The sequence below is a fragment of the Pseudomonas sp. Pdm06 genome (assembly GCF_014851795.1).
In the GTDB taxonomy this organism is placed as follows: domain Bacteria; phylum Pseudomonadota; class Gammaproteobacteria; order Pseudomonadales; family Pseudomonadaceae; genus Aquipseudomonas; species Aquipseudomonas fluorescens_AA.
The window spans coordinates 209627-227382 of sequence record NZ_JACVAH010000013.1; the positions used below are offsets into that span (position 1 = coordinate 209627).

Sequence of the window (17756 nt, forward strand, 5' to 3'; positions counted from 1 at the left end):
CGTCGAATGATGGGCAAGTGTTCACACCGGTCCATTGTGGGAGCGAGCTTGCTCGCGATGGCGCCGGCCCAGATGATGACGATCTAACGAGGGAACATATCCCGCTTAATGCCGATTCGCCCAACGCTGGCGCAACCACTCCAGGTCCTCCGGCCGGGTGACCTTGATGTTATCCGAACGCCCCTCGATCAACCGAGGCGCCTGCCCCGCCCATTCCATGGCGGATGCTTCGTCGGTAATCACCGCATCCGCCACCAGGCTGTCGGCCAGGGCTCGGTGCAAGGCACCGAGGCGGAACATCTGCGGCGTGTAGGCTTGCCAGATCACGCTGCGATCAACAGTTTCCAGCACGCGGCCATGCTTGTCGACGCGCTTGAGAGTGTCACGCGCCGGAACGGCCAGCAGGCCGCCGACCGGGTCGTTCGCCAACTCGCTGAGCAATGTGTCCAGGTCATCCCGGCTCAGGTTGGGCCGTGCGGCATCGTGGACCAACACCCAATCGTGATCGTCGGCGCCCTGCCCGTGCAGATGCAGCAAGGCATTGAGCACCGAATCCGAACGTTGCTCGCCACCGTCGACACGCTGGATACGTGTGTCGCTGGCGCAGGCCAGGGTCGGCCAGTAAGGATCATCGTGTGCAAGGCTGACCACCACACCCTTGACGGTGGGATGGTCGAGGAAACAGCCGAGGCTGTGTTCGAGAATTGTGCGTCCGCCCAGTTGCAGGTATTGCTTGGGACGGTCGGCGGCCATCCGGGCGCCAACGCCCGCGGCAGGAATCACGGCCCAGAAGGCCGGCAAACGCATACTCATTGGGCCAACTGGTAGAGGGTTTCGCCCTCCTTGACCATGCCCAGTTCATGTCGAGCCCGCTCTTCAACGGTCTCCATGCCTTTTTTCAACTCTGTCACTTCGGCGTCCATCACCCGATTACGCTCCAGCAGCGCCTCGTTTTCGGCGTGTTGGTCGGCAATTTGCTGAGTCAGGTCGGCCACTTGCGCCAAGCTGCCATTGCCCACCCACAAGCGGTACTGCAGGCCGGCCAGCAACAGGAGCAAGACAAGAAACAACCAATTGGGACTGCGCATCGAATATCAGGTATCCAGTGAAAAAAGACCGCCATGCCAAACTTTGAAGCGTCTGATAGCACGAAGCCTGGAAGAACCAGGCTTGTGCTTGATAAGGCATCAGATTAGAGGCAAAACCGCCACCATGGGCGACTTTGCGACCAAACCCGCTGTCTTTTTACCATTTACCGCTTAGCCGCGAAACTCGGCGCGACCGTTGTACTTGGCCTTGCCATTCAATTGCTCTTCGATACGCAGCAGTTGGTTGTACTTGGAAACGCGGTCGGAACGGCACAGCGAACCGGTCTTGATCTGGCCCGCCGCAGTGCCCACGGCCAGGTCGGCAATGGTCGAGTCTTCGGTTTCACCGGAGCGGTGGGAGATCACGGCGGTATAGCCGGCGGCCTTGGCCATCTGGATGGCTTCCAGGGTTTCGGTCAGGGTGCCGATCTGGTTGAACTTGATCAGGATCGAGTTGGCGATCTTCTTGTCGATGCCTTCTTTCAGGATCTTGGTGTTGGTCACGAACAGGTCGTCACCCACCAGTTGGGTCTTCTCGCCGATTTTGTCGGTGAGGATTTTCCAGCCAGCCCAGTCGGACTCGTCCAGACCGTCTTCGATGGAGATGATCGGATAACGTTCGGTCAGGCCCTTGAGGTAGTCGGCGAAACCTTCGGCGGTGAACACCTGGCCTTCGCCGGACAGGTTGTACTTGCCGTCTTCGAAGAACTCGCTGGCGGCGCAGTCCAGGGCCAGGGTCACGTCGGTACCCAGTTTGTAGCCAGCGTTGGCCACGGCTTCGGAGATCACTTTCAGCGCGTCTTCGTTGGACGCCAGGTTCGGTGCGAAACCGCCTTCGTCGCCAACGGCAGTGCTCAGGCCACGGGCCTTCAGCACGGCCTTGAGGTGGTGGAAAATCTCGGTGCCCATGCGCAGGCCTTCGGAGAAGGTCTTGGCGCCAACCGGCTGCACCATGAATTCCTGAATGTCGACGTTGTTATCGGCATGCTCGCCGCCGTTGATGATGTTCATCATCGGCACCGGCATCGAGTAGACACCCGGGGTACCGTTGAGGTTGGCGATGTGGGCGTACAGCGGCAGGTCCTGGTCCTGGGCTGCGGCCTTGGCAGCGGCCAGGGACACGGCGAGGATCGCGTTGGCGCCCAGGGTGGCTTTGTTTTCAGTACCGTCGAGCTTGATCATCGCGTGATCGAGGGCTTTCTGGTCGGCAGGGTCCTTGCCCAGCAACAGTTCACGGATCGGACCGTTGATGTTGGCGACGGCTTTGAGCACGCCCTTGCCCAGGTAACGGCTCTTGTCGCCATCACGCAGCTCCAGCGCTTCGCGCGAGCCAGTGGAAGCACCGGACGGCGCGCAGGCGCTGCCGATGATACCGTTGTCGAGAAGCACGTCCGCTTCAACAGTGGGGTTGCCGCGGGAGTCGAGAACTTCACGACCTTTGATGTCGACGATTTTTGCCATTGTTGTAAACACTCCAAAGTTGACTAGAACGTTGCAGAAAACTTGCTCGCGCTCAGCTGCGAAGCAGCCAAGCGCCTGGATGGGAGCGCTTCGCACTCCAGCGGGAGCAAGCTCCCTCGCCACAAAGAGCAAGGCTTGCCGACGAGGAGCCCTGAAGGACACCATCGCAGGCCATGCTCCCACAAGAGCAGTGCGGCCAGCAGGCCAGAGCGATAATCGAGCGGTACTTTACCGGAGAAAACCGCGTTACGCGGTTTCTATCGTCGGAAAACCCTTGACCAGCTCATCCAATGCCTTGAGCTGAGACAGGAAAGGTTCCAGCTTGTTCAAGCGCAAGGCACAAGGGCCGTCGCACTTGGCGTTGTCCGGATCGGGGTGAGCTTCGAGGAACAGGCCGGCCAGGGACTGGCTCATGCCCGCCTTGGCCAGATCGGTAACCTGGGCGCGACGACCGCCGGCGGAGTCGGAACGACCGCCGGGCATCTGCAAGGCGTGGGTCACGTCGAAGAACACCGGGTATTCGAACTGCTTCATGATGCCGAAGCCGAGCATGTCCACCACCAGGTTGTTATAGCCGAAGCTCGAACCACGCTCGCAGAGGATCAACTGGTCATTGCCGGCCTCTTCGCACTTGCTCAGGATGTGCTTCATTTCCTGGGGCGCGAGGAACTGGGCTTTCTTGATGTTGATCACCGCACCGGTCTTGGCCATCGCCACCACCAGGTCGGTCTGGCGCGACAGGAAGGCCGGCAACTGAATGATGTCGCAGACCTCGGCGACGACCGCGGCCTGGGCAGGCTCGTGGACGTCGGTGATGATCGGCACACCAAAGGCTTGCTTGATGTCCTGGAAGATCCGCATGCCTTCTTCCAGGCCCGGGCCACGGTAGGAGGTCACGGACGAACGGTTGGCCTTGTCGAAGCTGGCCTTGAACACGTAAGGGATACCCAGTTTCTGGGTGACCTTCACGTACTCCTCGCAGACCTGCATCGCCATGTCGCGGCTTTCCAGCACGTTCATGCCGCCGAACAGCACCATGGGCTTGTCGTTGGCAATCTCGATGTCGCCGACGCGGATGATCTTCTGGGCCATCGTCTTATGCCTTTTTCTGGTGTTGAGCCAACGCGGCCTTCACGAAACCGCTGAACAACGGATGACCGTCCCGTGGCGTCGAGGTGAACTCGGGGTGGAACTGGCAGGCGACGAACCACGGATGGTCCGGGGACTCGACCACTTCCACCAGCGCGCCGTCACCGGAACGACCGGAGATTTTCAGGCCGGCCTCGATCAGTTGCGGCAGCAGGTTGTTGTTCACTTCGTAGCGATGACGGTGACGCTCGACGATCACATCCTTGGCGTAGCAATCGTGCACCTTGGAGCCGGCTTCGAGCAGGCATTCCTGGGCACCCAGACGCATGGTGCCGCCCAGGTCCGAGCTTTCGGTGCGCACTTCCACGGCACCGGTGGCATCTTCCCACTCGGTGATCAGGCCCACGACCGGGTGGCCGCTGGCGCGATCGAATTCGGTGGAGTTGGCGTCTTTCCAGCCCAGCACGTTACGGGCGAACTCGATGACCGCCACTTGCATGCCCAGGCAGATCCCCAGGTAAGGCACCTTGTTTTCGCGAGCGTATTGCACGGCGGTGATCTTGCCTTCCACGCCCCGCAGGCCGAAACCGCCCGGCACGAGGATCGCATCGGCGCCTTCGAGCAGGCCGGTGCCCTGGTTCTCGATGTCTTCGGAATCGATGTAGCGCAGGTTGACCTTGGTGCGGTTGCTGATACCGGCGTGACTCATCGCCTCGATCAGCGACTTGTAGGCGTCCAGCAACTCCATGTACTTGCCGACCATGGCGATGGTGACTTCGTGCTCCGGGTTGAGCTTGGCATCGACCACGGCGTCCCATTCGGACAGGTCGGCACCGGCGCACTGCAGGCCGAAGCGCTCGACGACGAAATCGTCCAGGCCCTGGGAGTGCAGGATGCCCGGGATCTTGTAGATGGTGTCGGCGTCTTCCAGGCCGATGACCGCGCGCTCTTCAACGTTGGTGAACTGGGCGATCTTGCGACGCGACGAGATGTCGATCGGGTGATCGGAGCGGCAGATCAGCACGTCCGGCTGCAGGCCGATGGAACGCAGTTCCTTGACCGAGTGCTGGGTCGGCTTGGTCTTGGTTTCGCCAGCAGTGGCGATGTACGGGACCAGGGTCAGGTGCATCAGCATCGCGCGCTTGGCGCCGATTTCGAAACGCAGCTGGCGGATGGCTTCGAGGAACGGCTGGGACTCGATATCGCCCACGGTCCCGCCGATTTCGACCATCGCCACGTCGGCGTCGCCGGCACCCTTGATGATGCGGCGCTTGATTTCGTCGGTGATGTGCGGGATGACCTGGATGGTCGCGCCCAGGTAGTCACCACGACGCTCCTTGCGCAGCACGTGTTCGTAGACACGGCCGGTGGTGAAGTTGTTGTTCTGGGTCATGGTCGTGCGGATGAACCGCTCGTAGTGGCCCAGGTCCAGGTCGGTCTCGGCGCCGTCGTGGGTGACGAACACTTCACCGTGCTGGAACGGGCTCATGGTGCCCGGGTCGACGTTGATGTACGGGTCCAGCTTGAGCATGGTGACCTTAAGTCCCCGCGCCTCCAGGATGGCCGCCAATGAAGCCGAGGCAATGCCTTTCCCCAATGAAGAAACAACACCGCCCGTGACGAATATGTAGCGCGTCATGAAAAACCCTAGAAGTCTGCGTTAAAGCGGTCCGAGCCGCCGGGGAAAGCGAAGGAAGGCCGAAGCCCCCGATCACCTGCATTAATCACAGTGCACCTTTCAAAAAAACCGCCGCGTTGGGACAGACCGGAAGTGAAATCACCGGTACGTTGCTCGCTACACATTTTTTGGAATCGCCCAGCAAAGACTGCTTGGTAATCGGCAACTCCTGCAATTCAGGCGAATCCACAGAAGTTGTATCAAGAAGGGAGCGTAGTCTACCGGAAAGCCCCTTTCAGCTCAAACCCAGATCTTGGTTTCCTGGCGTCCAGATCAATCGCCAACTGCCATCAGCTCGTGCATCGAGCCCGGCCAGGTTGGCCACCGCCAGCAATTGCTCACCTTGATAGAGCAGCGGCAATCGGCCGCGAACGAACGCCGGCACGCCCTTTTCATTGAGCAAACGCTTGAGATCACGATGACCACGACTCGCTAACGCCAGCACCTCGCCGCCTTGACGATAGCGCACGCTAAGCGGCCCCGCAGGCGGCTGGCCGATAAGCACCACCTGACCGTTGCCCGGCAAGCGCAGCGGCAGCGCCGGATCTGCCCAGTCGACGGGGCCTGGCAGCGAACGTAGCCAGTGGTCGGATAACCACCAGACCCGCCCGGCGGCCCGGTGCAGCTCGCCGCCGGCCAGGCGCCAGATGGGCCGGGCATCGTCCGCGGCATCGCGCAACGAATCCCAGCCCGCCCAGTGATCGCTGTCGGGCAGCAGGGTCAGCGGCGCCAGCCAGTGGCTCAATGCGTTGCGCTGACGGGCCGACGACAACGCCCGCAACGGCGCCAGCACCAGCGATGGCAGCCCAAGCCAGTCGAACGCATCTGGCGTCACGGCCTGGACCAAGTCGATCCGCGCCAAGTCGTCCAGCAAGTCTTGGGCTTCGCCCATGTGCGCAGCACTTCGGGCCAGGGTCGCCGAGGCTCGCGGCCAGTGCGCGGCCAGCACTGGAAAAACCCGCTGGCGCAGGTAGTTGCGCGCGTACCGGTGATCATCGTTGGACGGGTCGTCGATCCAGCTCAAGCCCTGTTGCGTCGCATAGGCTTGCAGCTCGGCACGGGACACCTCGAGCAAAGGCCGCAGCAGATACCCCAGACCCAAAGGCCGCTGCCGTGGCATCGCTGCCAAGCCCCTCACCCCTGCCCCCCGCAGCAGGCGAAACAACAAGGTTTCGGCCTGGTCATCACGATGCTGGGCAGTGAGCAGCACTTCATTGCCATGGAGGGCCGCCACAAACGCGCCATAACGCGCCTCCCGGGCGGCACGTTCGATACTGGCGCCAGGGCGCACTTGTACATTCACCACGTCCAGCGGTACGCCAAGGGCCGCACAGACCGAACGGCAATGATCCGGCCACGCCTCGGCCACTGCCTGAAGGCCGTGATGCACATGGATAGCGTTCAGCGCGGGCAGGGCGTGGTGTCGCGAAAGGGTCGCGAGCAGGTGCAGCAGGACGGTGGAGTCGAGGCCGCCGGAGAAGGCGATGCGCCAGGTGGCGGCGTTGCGCCAGGGGGATAGTTGTGTGAGGAGCCGGGTGGGCAGGTCGATCCTGGGCTGATTCATAGAAACTGGCCTTCACACAAATCAAATGTGGGAGCGAGCTTGCTCGCGATTGGCGGTGTATCAGTCAACTTATCTGTTGAATGTTAAACCGTTATCGCGAGCAAGCTCGCTCCCACACAGGGGTACAGCGCTTGGATCAGAGACCGTAGCTCATCAACCGCTCGTAGCGACGGGCCAGCAGCGCGTCGTTATCGAATTTCTTGAGCATCGACAGCTGGGAACTCAGCTCGGCACGGATCAGTGCCGCCGCCGCAGCCGGGTCGCGGTGGGCGCCGCCCACGGGCTCGTTGATCACTTTGTCGACGATGCCCAGGCCTTTGAGACGCTCGGCGGTAATGCCCATGGCCTCGGCGGCATCCGGCGCCTTCTCGGCAGTTTTCCACAGGATCGAGGCGCAGCCTTCCGGCGAGATCACCGCATAAGTGGAATATTGCAGCATGTTCAACTGGTCGCAGACACCGATGGCCAACGCACCGCCGGAACCACCCTCGCCAATCACGGTGGCGATGATCGGGGTTTTCAGGCGTGCCATGACCCGCAGGTTCCAGGCAATCGCTTCGCTCTGGTTGCGCTCTTCGGCGTCGATGCCCGGGTAGGCGCCCGGGGTGTCGATGAAGGTCAGGATCGGCATCTTGAAGCGCTCGGCCATCTCCATCAGGCGGCACGCCTTGCGGTAGCCTTCCGGACGCGGCATGCCGAAGTTGCGGCGCACCTTCTCGCGGACTTCGCGACCTTTCTGATGACCGATAACCATCACCGGCTGCTCGTCCAGGCGGGCAACGCCGCCGACGATCGCGGCGTCGTCGGAGAAGTGACGGTCGCCATGCAGCTCATCGAACTCGGTAAAGATGTGGTCGATGTAGTCCAGGGTGTAGGGACGACGCGGGTGACGTGCCAGGCGAGCGATCTGCCAACTGGTCAGCTTGCCGAAGATGTCTTCGGTCAGCGTGCGGCTTTTGTCCTGCAGACGAGAGATTTCATCGCCGATATTCAGCGAATTGTCATTACCGACCAAGCGCAACTCTTCGATCTTGGCTTGCAGGTCGGCGATCGGCTGTTCGAAATCTAGAAAATTCGGGTTCATAGGCGTCCGTCTTGGGTCGACGTCCAAGAGAGCTTGGGCCGGCCGGTTGTCTATTCGCGCCTACCTTAAGGGAGAGGCGCGTTCAGGTCGAGATTAAAAATTCAGGTCGAGATCAGGGGCATTCCGGTTTCAACAGTGGCCCCTGGCCGTCAACGGTATTGGAGGAAGACGTTGTCTTTGCCGAACTGGTCACGCAAGGCTTGAATCAACGCATCCGCCGGATCGATCCGCCAGCCTTCGCCGAACTGCAGCACGGCCTTGGCATCGGGGCGTACGTACTCCATGGTGATCGGACAGGCACCGCGATGGCGCTTGAACAATTCGCCCAACCAGCGTAGCTGATCGCCCTTGAGGTCCTGGGTCTGCAGCTTCAGGCGCAGGCTCTCGGCCAGGTTGGTACGGGCATCTTCCATGCTCATCACCCGCTTGACCCGCAACCGCAGGCCACCGGAGAAGTCATCGTTGCTGACCTCGCCTTCCACCACCACCATCGCGTCGGTCTGCAACAGCGACTGCGCCGAATGGAACGCATCGGCGAAGAGTGAGGCCTCGATGCGCCCGGAGCGGTCGTCGAGGGTGATGAAACCCATCTTGTCGCCCTTTTTGTTCTTCATCACCCGCAGGGCGATGATCATGCCGGCGACCGTCTGGGTGTCGCGCGCCGGCTTGAGGTCGATGATGCGCTGGCGGGCGAAGCGGCGGATCTCGCCTTCGTATTCGTCGATCGGGTGACCGGTGAGGTAGAGGCCCAGGGTGTCTTTTTCACCCTTGAGGCGTTCCTTGAGGGTCAGCTCCTTGGCCTTGCGATGGTTGCCGTAGACATCGGCGTCCTCCTCGACGAACAGCCCGCCAAACAGGTCGGCGTGGCCGCTGTCGTGGGTACGGGCGGTCTGTTCGGCGGCCTTGATCGCCTCCTCCATCGCCGCCAGCAACACCGCGCGGTTGCGGTCGATGTTGGCCTGGTAGGCCTTGGGCTCATCCTGGAAGTAAGGCCCGAGCCGGTCCAGGGCGCCACTGCGGATCAAACCGTCGAGGGTGCGCTTGTTGATGCGCTTGAGGTCAACCCGCGCGCAGAAATCGAACAGGTCCTTGAACGGCCCGTCCTGGCGCGCTTCGGTGATAGCTTCCACCGGCCCCTCGCCCACGCCCTTGATCGCGCCGAGGCCATAGATGATGCGGCCTTCGTCGTTCACCGTGAACTTGAACTCCGAAGCGTTCACGTCCGGTGCGTCGAGGCGCAGCTTCATGGTCCGCACTTCTTCGATCAAGGTCACGACCTTGTCGGTGTTGTGCATATCCGCCGACAGTACCGCGGCCATGAATGGCGCCGGGTAATGGGCCTTCAACCATGCCGTCTGGTACGACACCAGGCCATAGGCGGCGGAGTGGGATTTGTTGAAGCCGTAGCCGGCGAATTTTTCCACCAGGTCGAAGATGTTGCCCGCCAAGTCCGCATCGATGCCGTTGTTCGCGCAACCTTCGATGAAACCACCGCGCTGCTTGGCCATTTCCTCGGGCTTTTTCTTACCCATGGCTCGACGCAGCATGTCCGCGCCGCCGAGGGTGTAGCCGGCCATCACCTGGGCAATCTGCATCACCTGTTCCTGGTACAGGATGATGCCGTAGGTCGGGGCCAGCACCGGCTTGAGGCCGTCGTACTGATAATCCGGGTGCGGGTACGCCAGCTCGGCGCGACCGTGCTTACGGTTGATGAAGTCATCCACCATGCCCGATTGCAGGGGCCCCGGACGGAACAGGGCCACCAGTGCGATCAGGTCTTCCAGGCAGTCGGGCTTGAGCTTCTTGATCAGCTCCTTCATGCCCCGGGATTCAAGCTGGAACACCGCCGTGGTTTCAGCTTTTTGCAACAGGCTGTAGGTCGGTTTGTCATCCAGTGGGATGAAGGCAATGTCCAGCGGCTCTTCGCCGACCTTGGCCCGGTCGCGGTTGATGGTTTTCAGCGCCCAGTCGATGATCGTCAGGGTCCGCAGGCCGAGGAAGTCGAACTTCACCAGGCCCGCCGCCTCGACGTCGTCCTTGTCGAACTGGGTTACCAGGCCGTCGCCTTCTTCATCGCAATAGATCGGCGAGAAGTCCGTCAGCTTGGTCGGCGCGATGACCACGCCCCCGGCGTGCTTGCCGACGTTACGCACCACGCCTTCGAGCTTGCGGGCCATCTCCCAGATTTCCGCGGCCTCTTCGTCGACCTTGATGAAATCCCGCAGGATTTCTTCCTGCTCATAGGCCTTCTCCAGGGTCATGCCGACTTCGAAGGGAATCATCTTCGACAGGCGATCCGCCAGACCGTAGGACTTGCCCTGCACCCGCGCCACGTCACGCACCACCGCCTTGGCGGCCATGGAACCGAAGGTGATGATCTGGCTTACCGCATTGCGGCCGTATTTCTCGGCCACGTAGTCGATGACCCGGTCGCGGCCGTCCATGCAGAAGTCGACGTCGAAGTCGGGCATGGATACCCGTTCCGGGTTAAGGAAACGTTCGAACAGCAGGTCATATTCCAGCGGGTCGAGGTCGGTGATCTTCTGCACGTAGGCCACCAGCGACCCGGCACCCGATCCACGGCCAGGGCCCACCGGCACGCCGTTGCTCTTGGCCCACTGGATGAAGTCCATCACGATCAGGAAGTAACCGGGAAAACCCATCTGGATGATGATATCCAGCTCGAAATTCAACCGATCGACATAGACCTGGCGCTTGGCTTCGTAATCTTCGGTGGTGTCCTTGGGCAACAGGACACGGAGGCGTTCGTCGAGGCCGTCGAAGGACACTTTGCGGAAATATTCGTCGATGGTCATGCCATCGGGAATCGGGAAGTTGGGCAGGAAGTGCTTGCCCAGCTTCACTTCGATGTTGCAGCGCTTGGCGATCTCGACGGTGTTTTCCAGCGCCTCGGGCAAGTCGCTGAACAACTCGGCCATTTCCTCGGCGCTCTTGAGGTATTGCTGGTCGCTGTAGTTCTTCGACCGACGCGGGTCGTCGAGGGCACGGCCCTCACCGATGCAGACCCGTGTTTCGTGGGCTTCGAAATCTTCCCGCTTGATGAACCGCACGTCATTGGTCGCCACCAGCGGCGCGCCGATCCTGTCGGCCAGGGCCACGGCGGCATGCAGGTGCTCTTCGTCATTGGGACGGTTGGTGCGTTGCACCTCGATGTAGAAGCGGTCCGGGAACACCGCCATCCAGTCACGGGCCAGGGTCTCGGCTTCGTCAGGATTGCCACTGAGCAGGGCCAGGCCGATTTCACCTTCCTTGGCCGCCGACAGCATGATCAGCCCTTCGCTGGCCTCGGCCACCCACTCGCGCTCGATGATGATCGAGCCGTTGCGCTGACCATCGATAAAGCCGCGGGAGATCAGCTCGGTGAGGTTGCGATAACCCACGGCGTTCATCGCCAACAGGCTGATACGGCTCAGCGGCGCGTCCGGGTCCTTGTTCGACAGCCACAGGTCGGCGCCACAGATCGGCTTGATCCCGGCGCCCATGGCGGCCTTGTAGAACTTGACCAGCGAGCACATGTTGTTCTGGTCGGTAACCGCCACGGCAGGCATGTTCATGCCCACCAGGGTCTTGACCAGGGGCTTGATCCGCACCAGACCGTCGACCAGGGAGTATTCAGTGTGCAGGCGTAGATGAACGAATGAAGCCGGCATAGTGATCCTGCGTTAAGTCATGAAAACAACAAGGCCCGGATTGTACCGGGCCTTGGGTAAAACATCAGCCTGCAACCCATACCGCTCATTGAAGTGATTGAATCCGTGGCGAGGGAGCTTGCTCCCGCTGGGCTGCGCAGCAGCTCCCTTCTTATGGGCGCTTCGCCCCCAAGCGGGAGCAAGCTCCCTCGCCACAATGAATCAGGCGAATCTCTCGCTTTCGATCAACCCTTCACGGGCTTCATACGCCAGCCGCACCGGGGCGAACGAACGCCGGTGGATCGGCGTTGGCCCCAGGCGTGCCAGGGCTTCCAGATGAACGGGGGTCGGGTAGCCCTTGTGGCTGCCGATGCCGTAGCCTGGGTAGATCAACTCGAAGGCGCTCATCTCCCGGTCACGGCTGACCTTCGCCAGGATCGAGGCCGCCGCGATGGCCGGCACCTTGCCGTCGCCCTGGATGACCGCTTCGGCGCGCATCGACAGTTTCGGGCAGCGATTGCCATCGATCATCGCCAGCTTCGGCGTGATGTGCAGGCCCTGCACCGCACGCTGCATGGCAAGCATGGTGGCGTGCAGAATATTGAGTTCATCGATTTCTTCGACTTCGGCCCGGGCGATGCACCAGCTCAGGGCTTTCTCGCAGATTTCGTCGTAGAGTTTTTCGCGACGGGCTTGCGTGAGCTTCTTCGAATCATTGAGCCCCAGGATCGGCCGGTTCGGGTCGAGAATCACCGCCGCCGTCACCACCGCGCCGCACAATGGGCCGCGCCCCACTTCATCGACACCGGCCACCAGTTCTTCTACTTCGGCAACCAGGTTGAAGTCCAGTCCCATCTGTAGCTTTACGTTGCTCATGGTTTTGCGCCAATCAGGGTCAGTACCGCGTCAGCCGCCTGGTTGGAGGCATCGCGACGCAGGGTACGGTGAATTTCGTCAAAGCCACGAGTCTGCTCCTCGCCGCCGTCGATCAAGGGCAAGAGTGTGCTGGCCAGCGCCTCGGCGGTCGCGTCGTCCTGCAGCAGCTCCGGCACCAACAGGCGCTGGGCCAGTAGGTTCGGCAAGGACACGTAGGGGCTCTTGACCATGCGCTTGAGAATCCAGAACGTCAGCGGCGCCAGGCGATAGGCGACCACCATCGGGCGCTTGTACAACAACGCCTCAAGGGTAGCAGTGCCGGAGGCAATCAACACTGCATCACAGGCCGCCAACGCGTCATGGGAACGGCCGTCGAGCAACGTCACCGGCAAATCGCGACCGACCAGCAGGGCTTCCAGCTGGACGCGGCGCTGCGGGCTGGCACACGGCAGGACAAACCGGACACCGGGGCGCAGCGCCCGAAGGCGTTCGGCGGCGTCGAAGAACAAGCCACCCAGGCGACTCACTTCGCCGCCCCGGCTACCGGGCATCAAGGCCACCAGCGGCCCGTCGGGCAAGCCCAACGCCTGGCGAGCCGCCTCGCGATCGGCTTCCAGGGGAATGGTATCGGCCAGGGTGTGCCCGACAAACCGCACCGGCACGCCCTTCTCTTCGTAGAACCTGGCCTCGAACGGCAGCAGCGTCAGCATCAGGTCGCAGCCTTCGCGGATCTTCAGCACCCGCTTCTGCCGCCAGGCCCAGACCGACGGGCTGACGTAGTGCACGGTCTTGATCCCGGCCTGACGCAATTTGAGTTCGATATTGAGGGTGAAATCCGGCGCATCGATGCCGATGAACACATCCGGTTTTTCTTCGATCAGGGTCTGGATCAGTTTCTTGCGCCGGGCCAGCAGCTCGCGCAGGCGACCGAGCACTTCAACCAAGCCCATCACTGACAGGCGTTCCATCGGAAAATAGGAGGTCAGGCCTTCGGCCTGCATCAATGGCCCACCGACCCCGATGAATTCCACCGCGGGGTGCTGCGCCTTGAGCGCTCGCATCAGACCCGCGCCCAGAATGTCACCGGAAGCCTCTCCCGCCACCAGTGCAACGCGCACGTTAGCCATGGTCAGCGAGTGATGCCGCGGGTCGAAGACTGGATGGAGTCGCGGAAGATCGCGACTTCCGGGTATTGCGCAGACGCCTCGGCCAGCTCGGCGAGCGCCTGTTCGACGGTCAGGCCCTGGCGGTACACCACCTTGTAGGCACGACGCAGGGCCGTAATCGCCTCTTCGCTGAAACCACGACGGCGCATGCCTTCAAAGTTCATGCTGCGGGCTTCGGCCGGGTTGCCGAACACCGTGACATAGGCTGGGACGTCCTTGCCGATGGCGGTGCCCATGCCAGAGAAGCTGTGGGCGCCGATATGGCAATACTGGTGCACCAGGGTGAACCCGGACAGGATCGCCCAATCGTCCACGTGTACATGGCCGGCCAACGCGGTGTTGTTGACCAGGATGCAGTGGTTGCCAATCACGCTGTCATGGCCGATGTGTGCGTAAGCCATGATCAGGTTGTGGTCGCCCAGGGTCGTTTCGGAACGATCCTGGACGGTGCCACGGTGAATCGTCACGCCTTCGCGGATCACGTTGTGATCGCCGATGACCAGACGGGTTTCTTCACCTTTGTACTTGAGATCGGGCGTGTCCTCGCCTACCGAAGAAAACTGGTAGATGCGGTTGTGCCGACCAATCCGGGTCGGCCCCTTGAGAATTACGTGGGGACCGATCACCGTACCCTCGCCGATTTCCACACCTGCGCCGACAATCGACCACGGGCCGACCTCGACATCGGCGGCCAGGATGGCCGTCGGATCGATGATTGCGCGAGGGTCAATCAAACTCATAGTTTGCGTTCCGCACAGATGATTTCAGCGGAGCAGACTGGCTTGCCGTCGACCGAAGCCTGGCATTCGAATTTCCAGATCTGGCGCTTGCAACTGATGAACTTGGCTTCGAGGATCAACTGGTCGCCCGGGGTGACCGGCTGGCGGAAGCGCAGCTTGTCGGAACCGACGAAGTAATAGAGCGTGCCGTCGGCAGGCTTGACGTCGAGCATTTTGAAACCAAGGATCCCGGCAGCCTGGGCCATCGCCTCGATGATCAATACGCCCGGCATGATTGGGTGCGCGGGGAAGTGACCATTGAAGAACGGCTCGTTGATGCTGACATTCTTATAGGCGCGAATGCGCTTGCCTTCAACGTCCAGGTCCACCACCCGATCCACCAGCAGGAACGGGTAACGGTGAGGCAGGTATTCGCGAATCTCGTTGATGTCCATCATTTCGGGGGGAAGCCTATGTAAAGATTGGGAGCGCACGAGTGACGCGCACTCCGCTAGCAAATCAAGATGCCCTAACGGCTGTGCACACTTGATATGGAAATGGTATCAGCCATCTGATGAAGCATTACCGCCAGGGGTCACGTCCCCTACACGCTTTTCCACCTGCTTGAGGCGCCGCGCGATGTCGTCGAGCTGGCGGATACGCGCCGCGCTCTTGCGCCATTCGGCTGCCGGTTGCATGGCTGTGCCGGAAGAATAGGCACCCGGCTCGGTAATCGAGTGGGTCACCATGGTCATCCCGGTCAGGAATACGTTGTCACAGATGTCGATATGGCCCACCAGGCCCACGCCACCGGCGAGCATGCAATGCTTGCCGATCTTGGTGCTGCCGGAGATACCCACGCAGGCGGCCATGGCGGTGTGGTCACCGACCTGGACGTTGTGGGCGATCTGGATCTGGTTGTCGAGCTTGACGCCATTGCCGATGACCGTGTCGGCCAGGGCACCGCGGTCGATCGCGGTGTTGACGCCGATCTCCACGTCATCGCCAATGGTGACACCGCCGATCTGGGCGATTTTCTGCCAGATGCCTTTCTCGTTGGCAAAACCGAACCCTTCGCCACCCAGCACGGCGCCGGACTGGATCACCACGCGCTTGCCGATGCGCACATCGTGGTACAGGGTGACCCGTGGCGCCAGCCAACCGCCGTCACCGATCTCGCTGCGCGCGCCAATGAAGCAATGGGCGCCCAACGTGACGCCGGCACCGATTCGGGCCGCGCTTTCAATGACCACGAACGGGCCGACGCTGGCGGTAGGGTCCACCACGGCATCTGCGGCGATCACGGCGCTGGGATGAATACCGGCGGCCGATGTCGGCTTGGGATCGAACAGATGGGAAATTCGCGCATACGCCAGGTACGGATCGGGCACGATCAGGGCATCGCCGGCAAACCCGTCGGCATCAGCGGCCTTGAGCAACAACGCGGCTGCCCGGCTGTCGACCAGGTACTTGCGGTATTGAGGGTTTGCCAGAAAGCTCAACTGAGCTGGGCCAGCCTCTTGCAAAGTGGCTAGCCCAGTAATTGTCTTCTCCGGGTCGCCACGCAGGGTGGCGCCGAGGAACTCGGCCAACTGGCCGAGCTTGATAGTCGCTGTCATGGATTACTTCAGCTGATTCATGCGCTCGATCACTTGGCGCGTGATGTCGTACTGAGGCTTGACATCGATCACTGCGCCACGCTCGAACACCAGGTCAAAACCACCCTTCTTGATGACTTCTTCCACTGCGCTGTCGAGTTTCGGCTTGAGTTGCTTGAGCATTTCGCGGTCGGCAACGGCCTTCGCTTCGTTCAGCTCCTTGGACTGGAACTGGAAGTCACGGGCCTTTTGCTTGAATTCAAGCTCCAGACGCTCGCGCTCGCCCTGGGCCATCTTGTCGCCACCGGCGACCAGACGATCCTGGATGCCCTTGGCGCTGCTTTCCAGACCTTTGAGCTTGGTCAGTTGCGGGCCGAATTTCTTCTCGGCATCCACGGCGTACTTCTTCGCCGCGTCGGATTCCAGCAGGGCCATCTGATAATTCAGCACGGCAATCTTCATGTCGGCAAAAGCCGGACCGGCGACCAGTACGGTCGCCAGGAGAACCAATTGAGTCAACTTACGCACGATGCACTCCTACAAAATCCATTGTCGTTGTCATGGGTCAGACGCTTAGAACGTCTGGCCGAGGGAGAATTGGAACACTTGGGTTTCAGCGTCATCCGGTTTCTTGATCGGCATCGCCAACGCGAAGCTCAAGGGACCCAGCGCGGTGACCCAGGTCACGCCCACACCCACCGAACTGGCCAGGTTGCTCAGGCTGATATCGTTGCACTGAGTATCGGACCTGGTGCCGTTGGCGTTGGTAGTGTCGCTGCACTTGGAGTCGAATACGTTACCCACGTCCCAGAATACCGAGGTACGCAGGGAACGCTGATCCTTGACGAACGGCATCGGGAAGAGAACTTCCAGACCACCCTGGATAAGGACGTTGCCACCGAACGGAAGCGGATCCTGATCCGGGTCGGCAATGGTACCTGGATTGTTGCCCCGGCTCGGCGTACTACGCGGGCCCAGGGTACTGTCCTTGAAGCCACGTACCGAGTTGAAACCACCGGCGTAGTAGTTCTCGTAGAACGGCAGGCCATCGGTGGAGCCGTAGCCGTCACCATAGCCCAGCTCGGTGTGCAGGCGCATGGTGTAGTTGTCAGACAGCGGCTGGAACAACTGGCCACGGTAGTCGAGCTTGAAGAACGACAGGTCGCTGCCAGGGGTGGTGGTTTCGAACACCAGGCTCTGGGAGTGGCCACGGGTCGCCAGCACGCCCTTGTTCAGGGTCGACTCGGACCAGCCGGCAGACGCCTTGAAGTTCAGGTAGCTGTCGCCTTCCTTGTTCACGAAATCGAAGATCTCGTCGACGGTGTAGCGACCGGTGTTGATCTTGTCCTGCTGGGCCGTGAGGCCGAAGGTCAGGCGCGAGGTCTCGCTGATCGGGTAGCCGATGTTGGCGCCGACACCGTAGCTGTCCACCGCATAGCTGGAGATGTCAGAGTCCAGCTCGTCATAGTCGGTGGTGCGATAGAAGGCGTTGTAGCCCAGGCTCACGCCATCAGCGGTCCAGTAGGGGTCCACGAAACCGAAGTTATAGCGGGTCTGGTATTCGCTACGGGTCAAGCCGATGCTGACCTTGTTACCGGTACCCAGGAAGTTGTTCTGGGTGATCGAGCCACCGAGGATCAGGCCGGCGCTCTGGGCGAAACCGACGCTGGCGGTGATCGAGCCGGAAGCCTGCTCTTCGACGCTGTAGTTCACATCGACCTGGTCATCGACGCCCGGCACGGCCGGTGTCTCGACGTTGACTTCCTTGAAGAAGCCCAGGCGC

At 61.4% G+C, this 17756-nt stretch carries 15 protein-coding genes; all 15 read right to left on the reverse strand.

Annotated features, from left to right (window positions below; all coding sequences use genetic code 11):
- Positions 1-105: 105 nt before the first annotated feature.
- Positions 106-813, reverse strand: coding sequence for a 2-C-methyl-D-erythritol 4-phosphate cytidylyltransferase (gene ispD, locus IB266_RS21320; protein ID WP_192262324.1), 708 nt, complete (start codon positions 811-813; stop codon positions 106-108).
- On the reverse strand, positions 810-1088 hold the full coding sequence (gene ftsB, locus IB266_RS21325; RefSeq protein WP_003184873.1) for a cell division protein FtsB: 279 nt from the start codon (positions 1086-1088) through the stop codon (positions 810-812). Before ftsB ends, ispD begins: the two co-directional genes overlap by 4 nt.
- A 171-nt stretch (positions 1089-1259) precedes the next feature.
- A complete protein-coding gene (gene eno, locus IB266_RS21330) occupies positions 1260-2549 on the reverse strand; it encodes a phosphopyruvate hydratase (RefSeq protein ID WP_072408299.1) in 1290 nt (429 codons plus the stop codon).
- 246 nt (positions 2550-2795) lie between these two features.
- Entirely contained in the window at positions 2796-3641 is an 846-nt protein-coding gene (gene kdsA / locus IB266_RS21335) for a 3-deoxy-8-phosphooctulonate synthase (protein ID WP_053152762.1), read from the reverse strand.
- Between the two features lie 4 nt (positions 3642-3645).
- Positions 3646-5277 carry a CTP synthase gene (locus IB266_RS21340; protein ID WP_003184880.1) on the reverse strand — a complete coding sequence of 544 codons (1632 nt, stop codon included), beginning with the start codon at positions 5275-5277 and terminating at the stop codon, positions 3646-3648.
- Between the two features lie 274 nt (positions 5278-5551).
- Positions 5552-6880: a tRNA lysidine(34) synthetase TilS gene (gene tilS / locus IB266_RS21345; protein ID WP_192262325.1), complete on the reverse strand. Its 1329-nt coding sequence runs from the start codon at positions 6878-6880 to the stop codon at positions 5552-5554.
- A gap of 136 nt (positions 6881-7016) precedes the next feature.
- Positions 7017-7964 (reverse strand): acetyl-CoA carboxylase carboxyltransferase subunit alpha, encoded by a 948-nt coding sequence (locus IB266_RS21350; protein ID WP_060738991.1) that lies wholly within the window; start codon positions 7962-7964, stop codon positions 7017-7019.
- 149 nt (positions 7965-8113) lie between these two features.
- A complete protein-coding gene (gene dnaE / locus IB266_RS21355; protein WP_060738992.1) occupies positions 8114-11635 on the reverse strand; it encodes a DNA polymerase III subunit alpha in 3522 nt (1173 codons plus the stop codon).
- Between the two features lie 201 nt (positions 11636-11836).
- The gene (gene rnhB, locus IB266_RS21360) at positions 11837-12490 is read right to left on the reverse strand and encodes a ribonuclease HII (RefSeq protein ID WP_192262326.1); all 654 of its coding nucleotides are present in this window, start codon (positions 12488-12490) and stop codon (positions 11837-11839) included.
- Positions 12487-13617 (reverse strand): lipid-A-disaccharide synthase, encoded by a 1131-nt coding sequence (lpxB, locus tag IB266_RS21365; protein ID WP_192262327.1) that lies wholly within the window; start codon positions 13615-13617, stop codon positions 12487-12489. The genes rnhB and lpxB overlap by 4 nt, the downstream gene beginning before the upstream one ends.
- Positions 13618-13619: 2 nt before the next feature.
- Positions 13620-14396 carry an acyl-ACP--UDP-N-acetylglucosamine O-acyltransferase gene (lpxA, locus tag IB266_RS21370; RefSeq protein WP_192262328.1) on the reverse strand — a complete coding sequence of 259 codons (777 nt, stop codon included), beginning with the start codon at positions 14394-14396 and terminating at the stop codon, positions 13620-13622.
- Positions 14393-14833 (reverse strand): 3-hydroxyacyl-ACP dehydratase FabZ, encoded by a 441-nt coding sequence (gene fabZ / locus IB266_RS21375; protein ID WP_003184897.1) that lies wholly within the window; start codon positions 14831-14833, stop codon positions 14393-14395. The genes lpxA and fabZ overlap by 4 nt, the downstream gene beginning before the upstream one ends.
- A 105-nt stretch (positions 14834-14938) precedes the next feature.
- Positions 14939-15994 carry a UDP-3-O-(3-hydroxymyristoyl)glucosamine N-acyltransferase gene (gene lpxD, locus IB266_RS21380; RefSeq protein WP_192262329.1) on the reverse strand — a complete coding sequence of 352 codons (1056 nt, stop codon included), beginning with the start codon at positions 15992-15994 and terminating at the stop codon, positions 14939-14941.
- Between the two features lie 3 nt (positions 15995-15997).
- Complete coding sequence (locus tag IB266_RS21385; protein WP_003184901.1) at positions 15998-16501, reverse strand: OmpH family outer membrane protein; 504 nt, start codon at positions 16499-16501, stop codon at positions 15998-16000.
- 45 nt (positions 16502-16546) lie between these two features.
- Positions 16547-17756, reverse strand: a 1210-nt coding sequence (gene bamA, locus IB266_RS21390) for an outer membrane protein assembly factor BamA (protein WP_192262330.1), incomplete at its 5' end; no start/stop codon positions are given.

What these genes read in the sequence shown, in the direction of transcription:
- lpxA (WP_192262328.1), bottom strand. Translation starts at nt 14,396, where the DNA reads ATGAGTTTGATTGACCCTCGCGCAATCATCGATCCGACGGCCATCCTG.
- tilS (WP_192262325.1), bottom strand. Translation starts at nt 6,880, where the DNA reads ATGAATCAGCCCAGGATCGACCTGCCCACCCGGCTCCTCACACAACTA.
- lpxB (WP_192262327.1), bottom strand. Translation starts at nt 13,617, where the DNA reads ATGGCTAACGTGCGCGTTGCACTGGTGGCGGGAGAGGCTTCCGGTGAC.
- lpxD (WP_192262329.1), bottom strand. Translation starts at nt 15,994, where the DNA reads ATGACAGCGACTATCAAGCTCGGCCAGTTGGCCGAGTTCCTCGGCGCC.
- IB266_RS21340 (WP_003184880.1), bottom strand. Translation starts at nt 5,277, where the DNA reads ATGACGCGCTACATATTCGTCACGGGCGGTGTTGTTTCTTCATTGGGG.
- fabZ (WP_003184897.1), bottom strand. Translation starts at nt 14,833, where the DNA reads ATGATGGACATCAACGAGATTCGCGAATACCTGCCTCACCGTTACCCG.
- rnhB (WP_192262326.1), bottom strand. Translation starts at nt 12,490, where the DNA reads ATGAGCAACGTAAAGCTACAGATGGGACTGGACTTCAACCTGGTTGCC.
- dnaE (WP_060738992.1), bottom strand. Translation starts at nt 11,635, where the DNA reads ATGCCGGCTTCATTCGTTCATCTACGCCTGCACACTGAATACTCCCTG.
- IB266_RS21350 (WP_060738991.1), bottom strand. Translation starts at nt 7,964, where the DNA reads ATGAACCCGAATTTTCTAGATTTCGAACAGCCGATCGCCGACCTGCAA.
- ispD (WP_192262324.1), bottom strand. Translation starts at nt 813, where the DNA reads ATGAGTATGCGTTTGCCGGCCTTCTGGGCCGTGATTCCTGCCGCGGGC.
- eno (WP_072408299.1), bottom strand. Translation starts at nt 2,549, where the DNA reads ATGGCAAAAATCGTCGACATCAAAGGTCGTGAAGTTCTCGACTCCCGC.
- ftsB (WP_003184873.1), bottom strand. Translation starts at nt 1,088, where the DNA reads ATGCGCAGTCCCAATTGGTTGTTTCTTGTCTTGCTCCTGTTGCTGGCC.
- kdsA (WP_053152762.1), bottom strand. Translation starts at nt 3,641, where the DNA reads ATGGCCCAGAAGATCATCCGCGTCGGCGACATCGAGATTGCCAACGAC.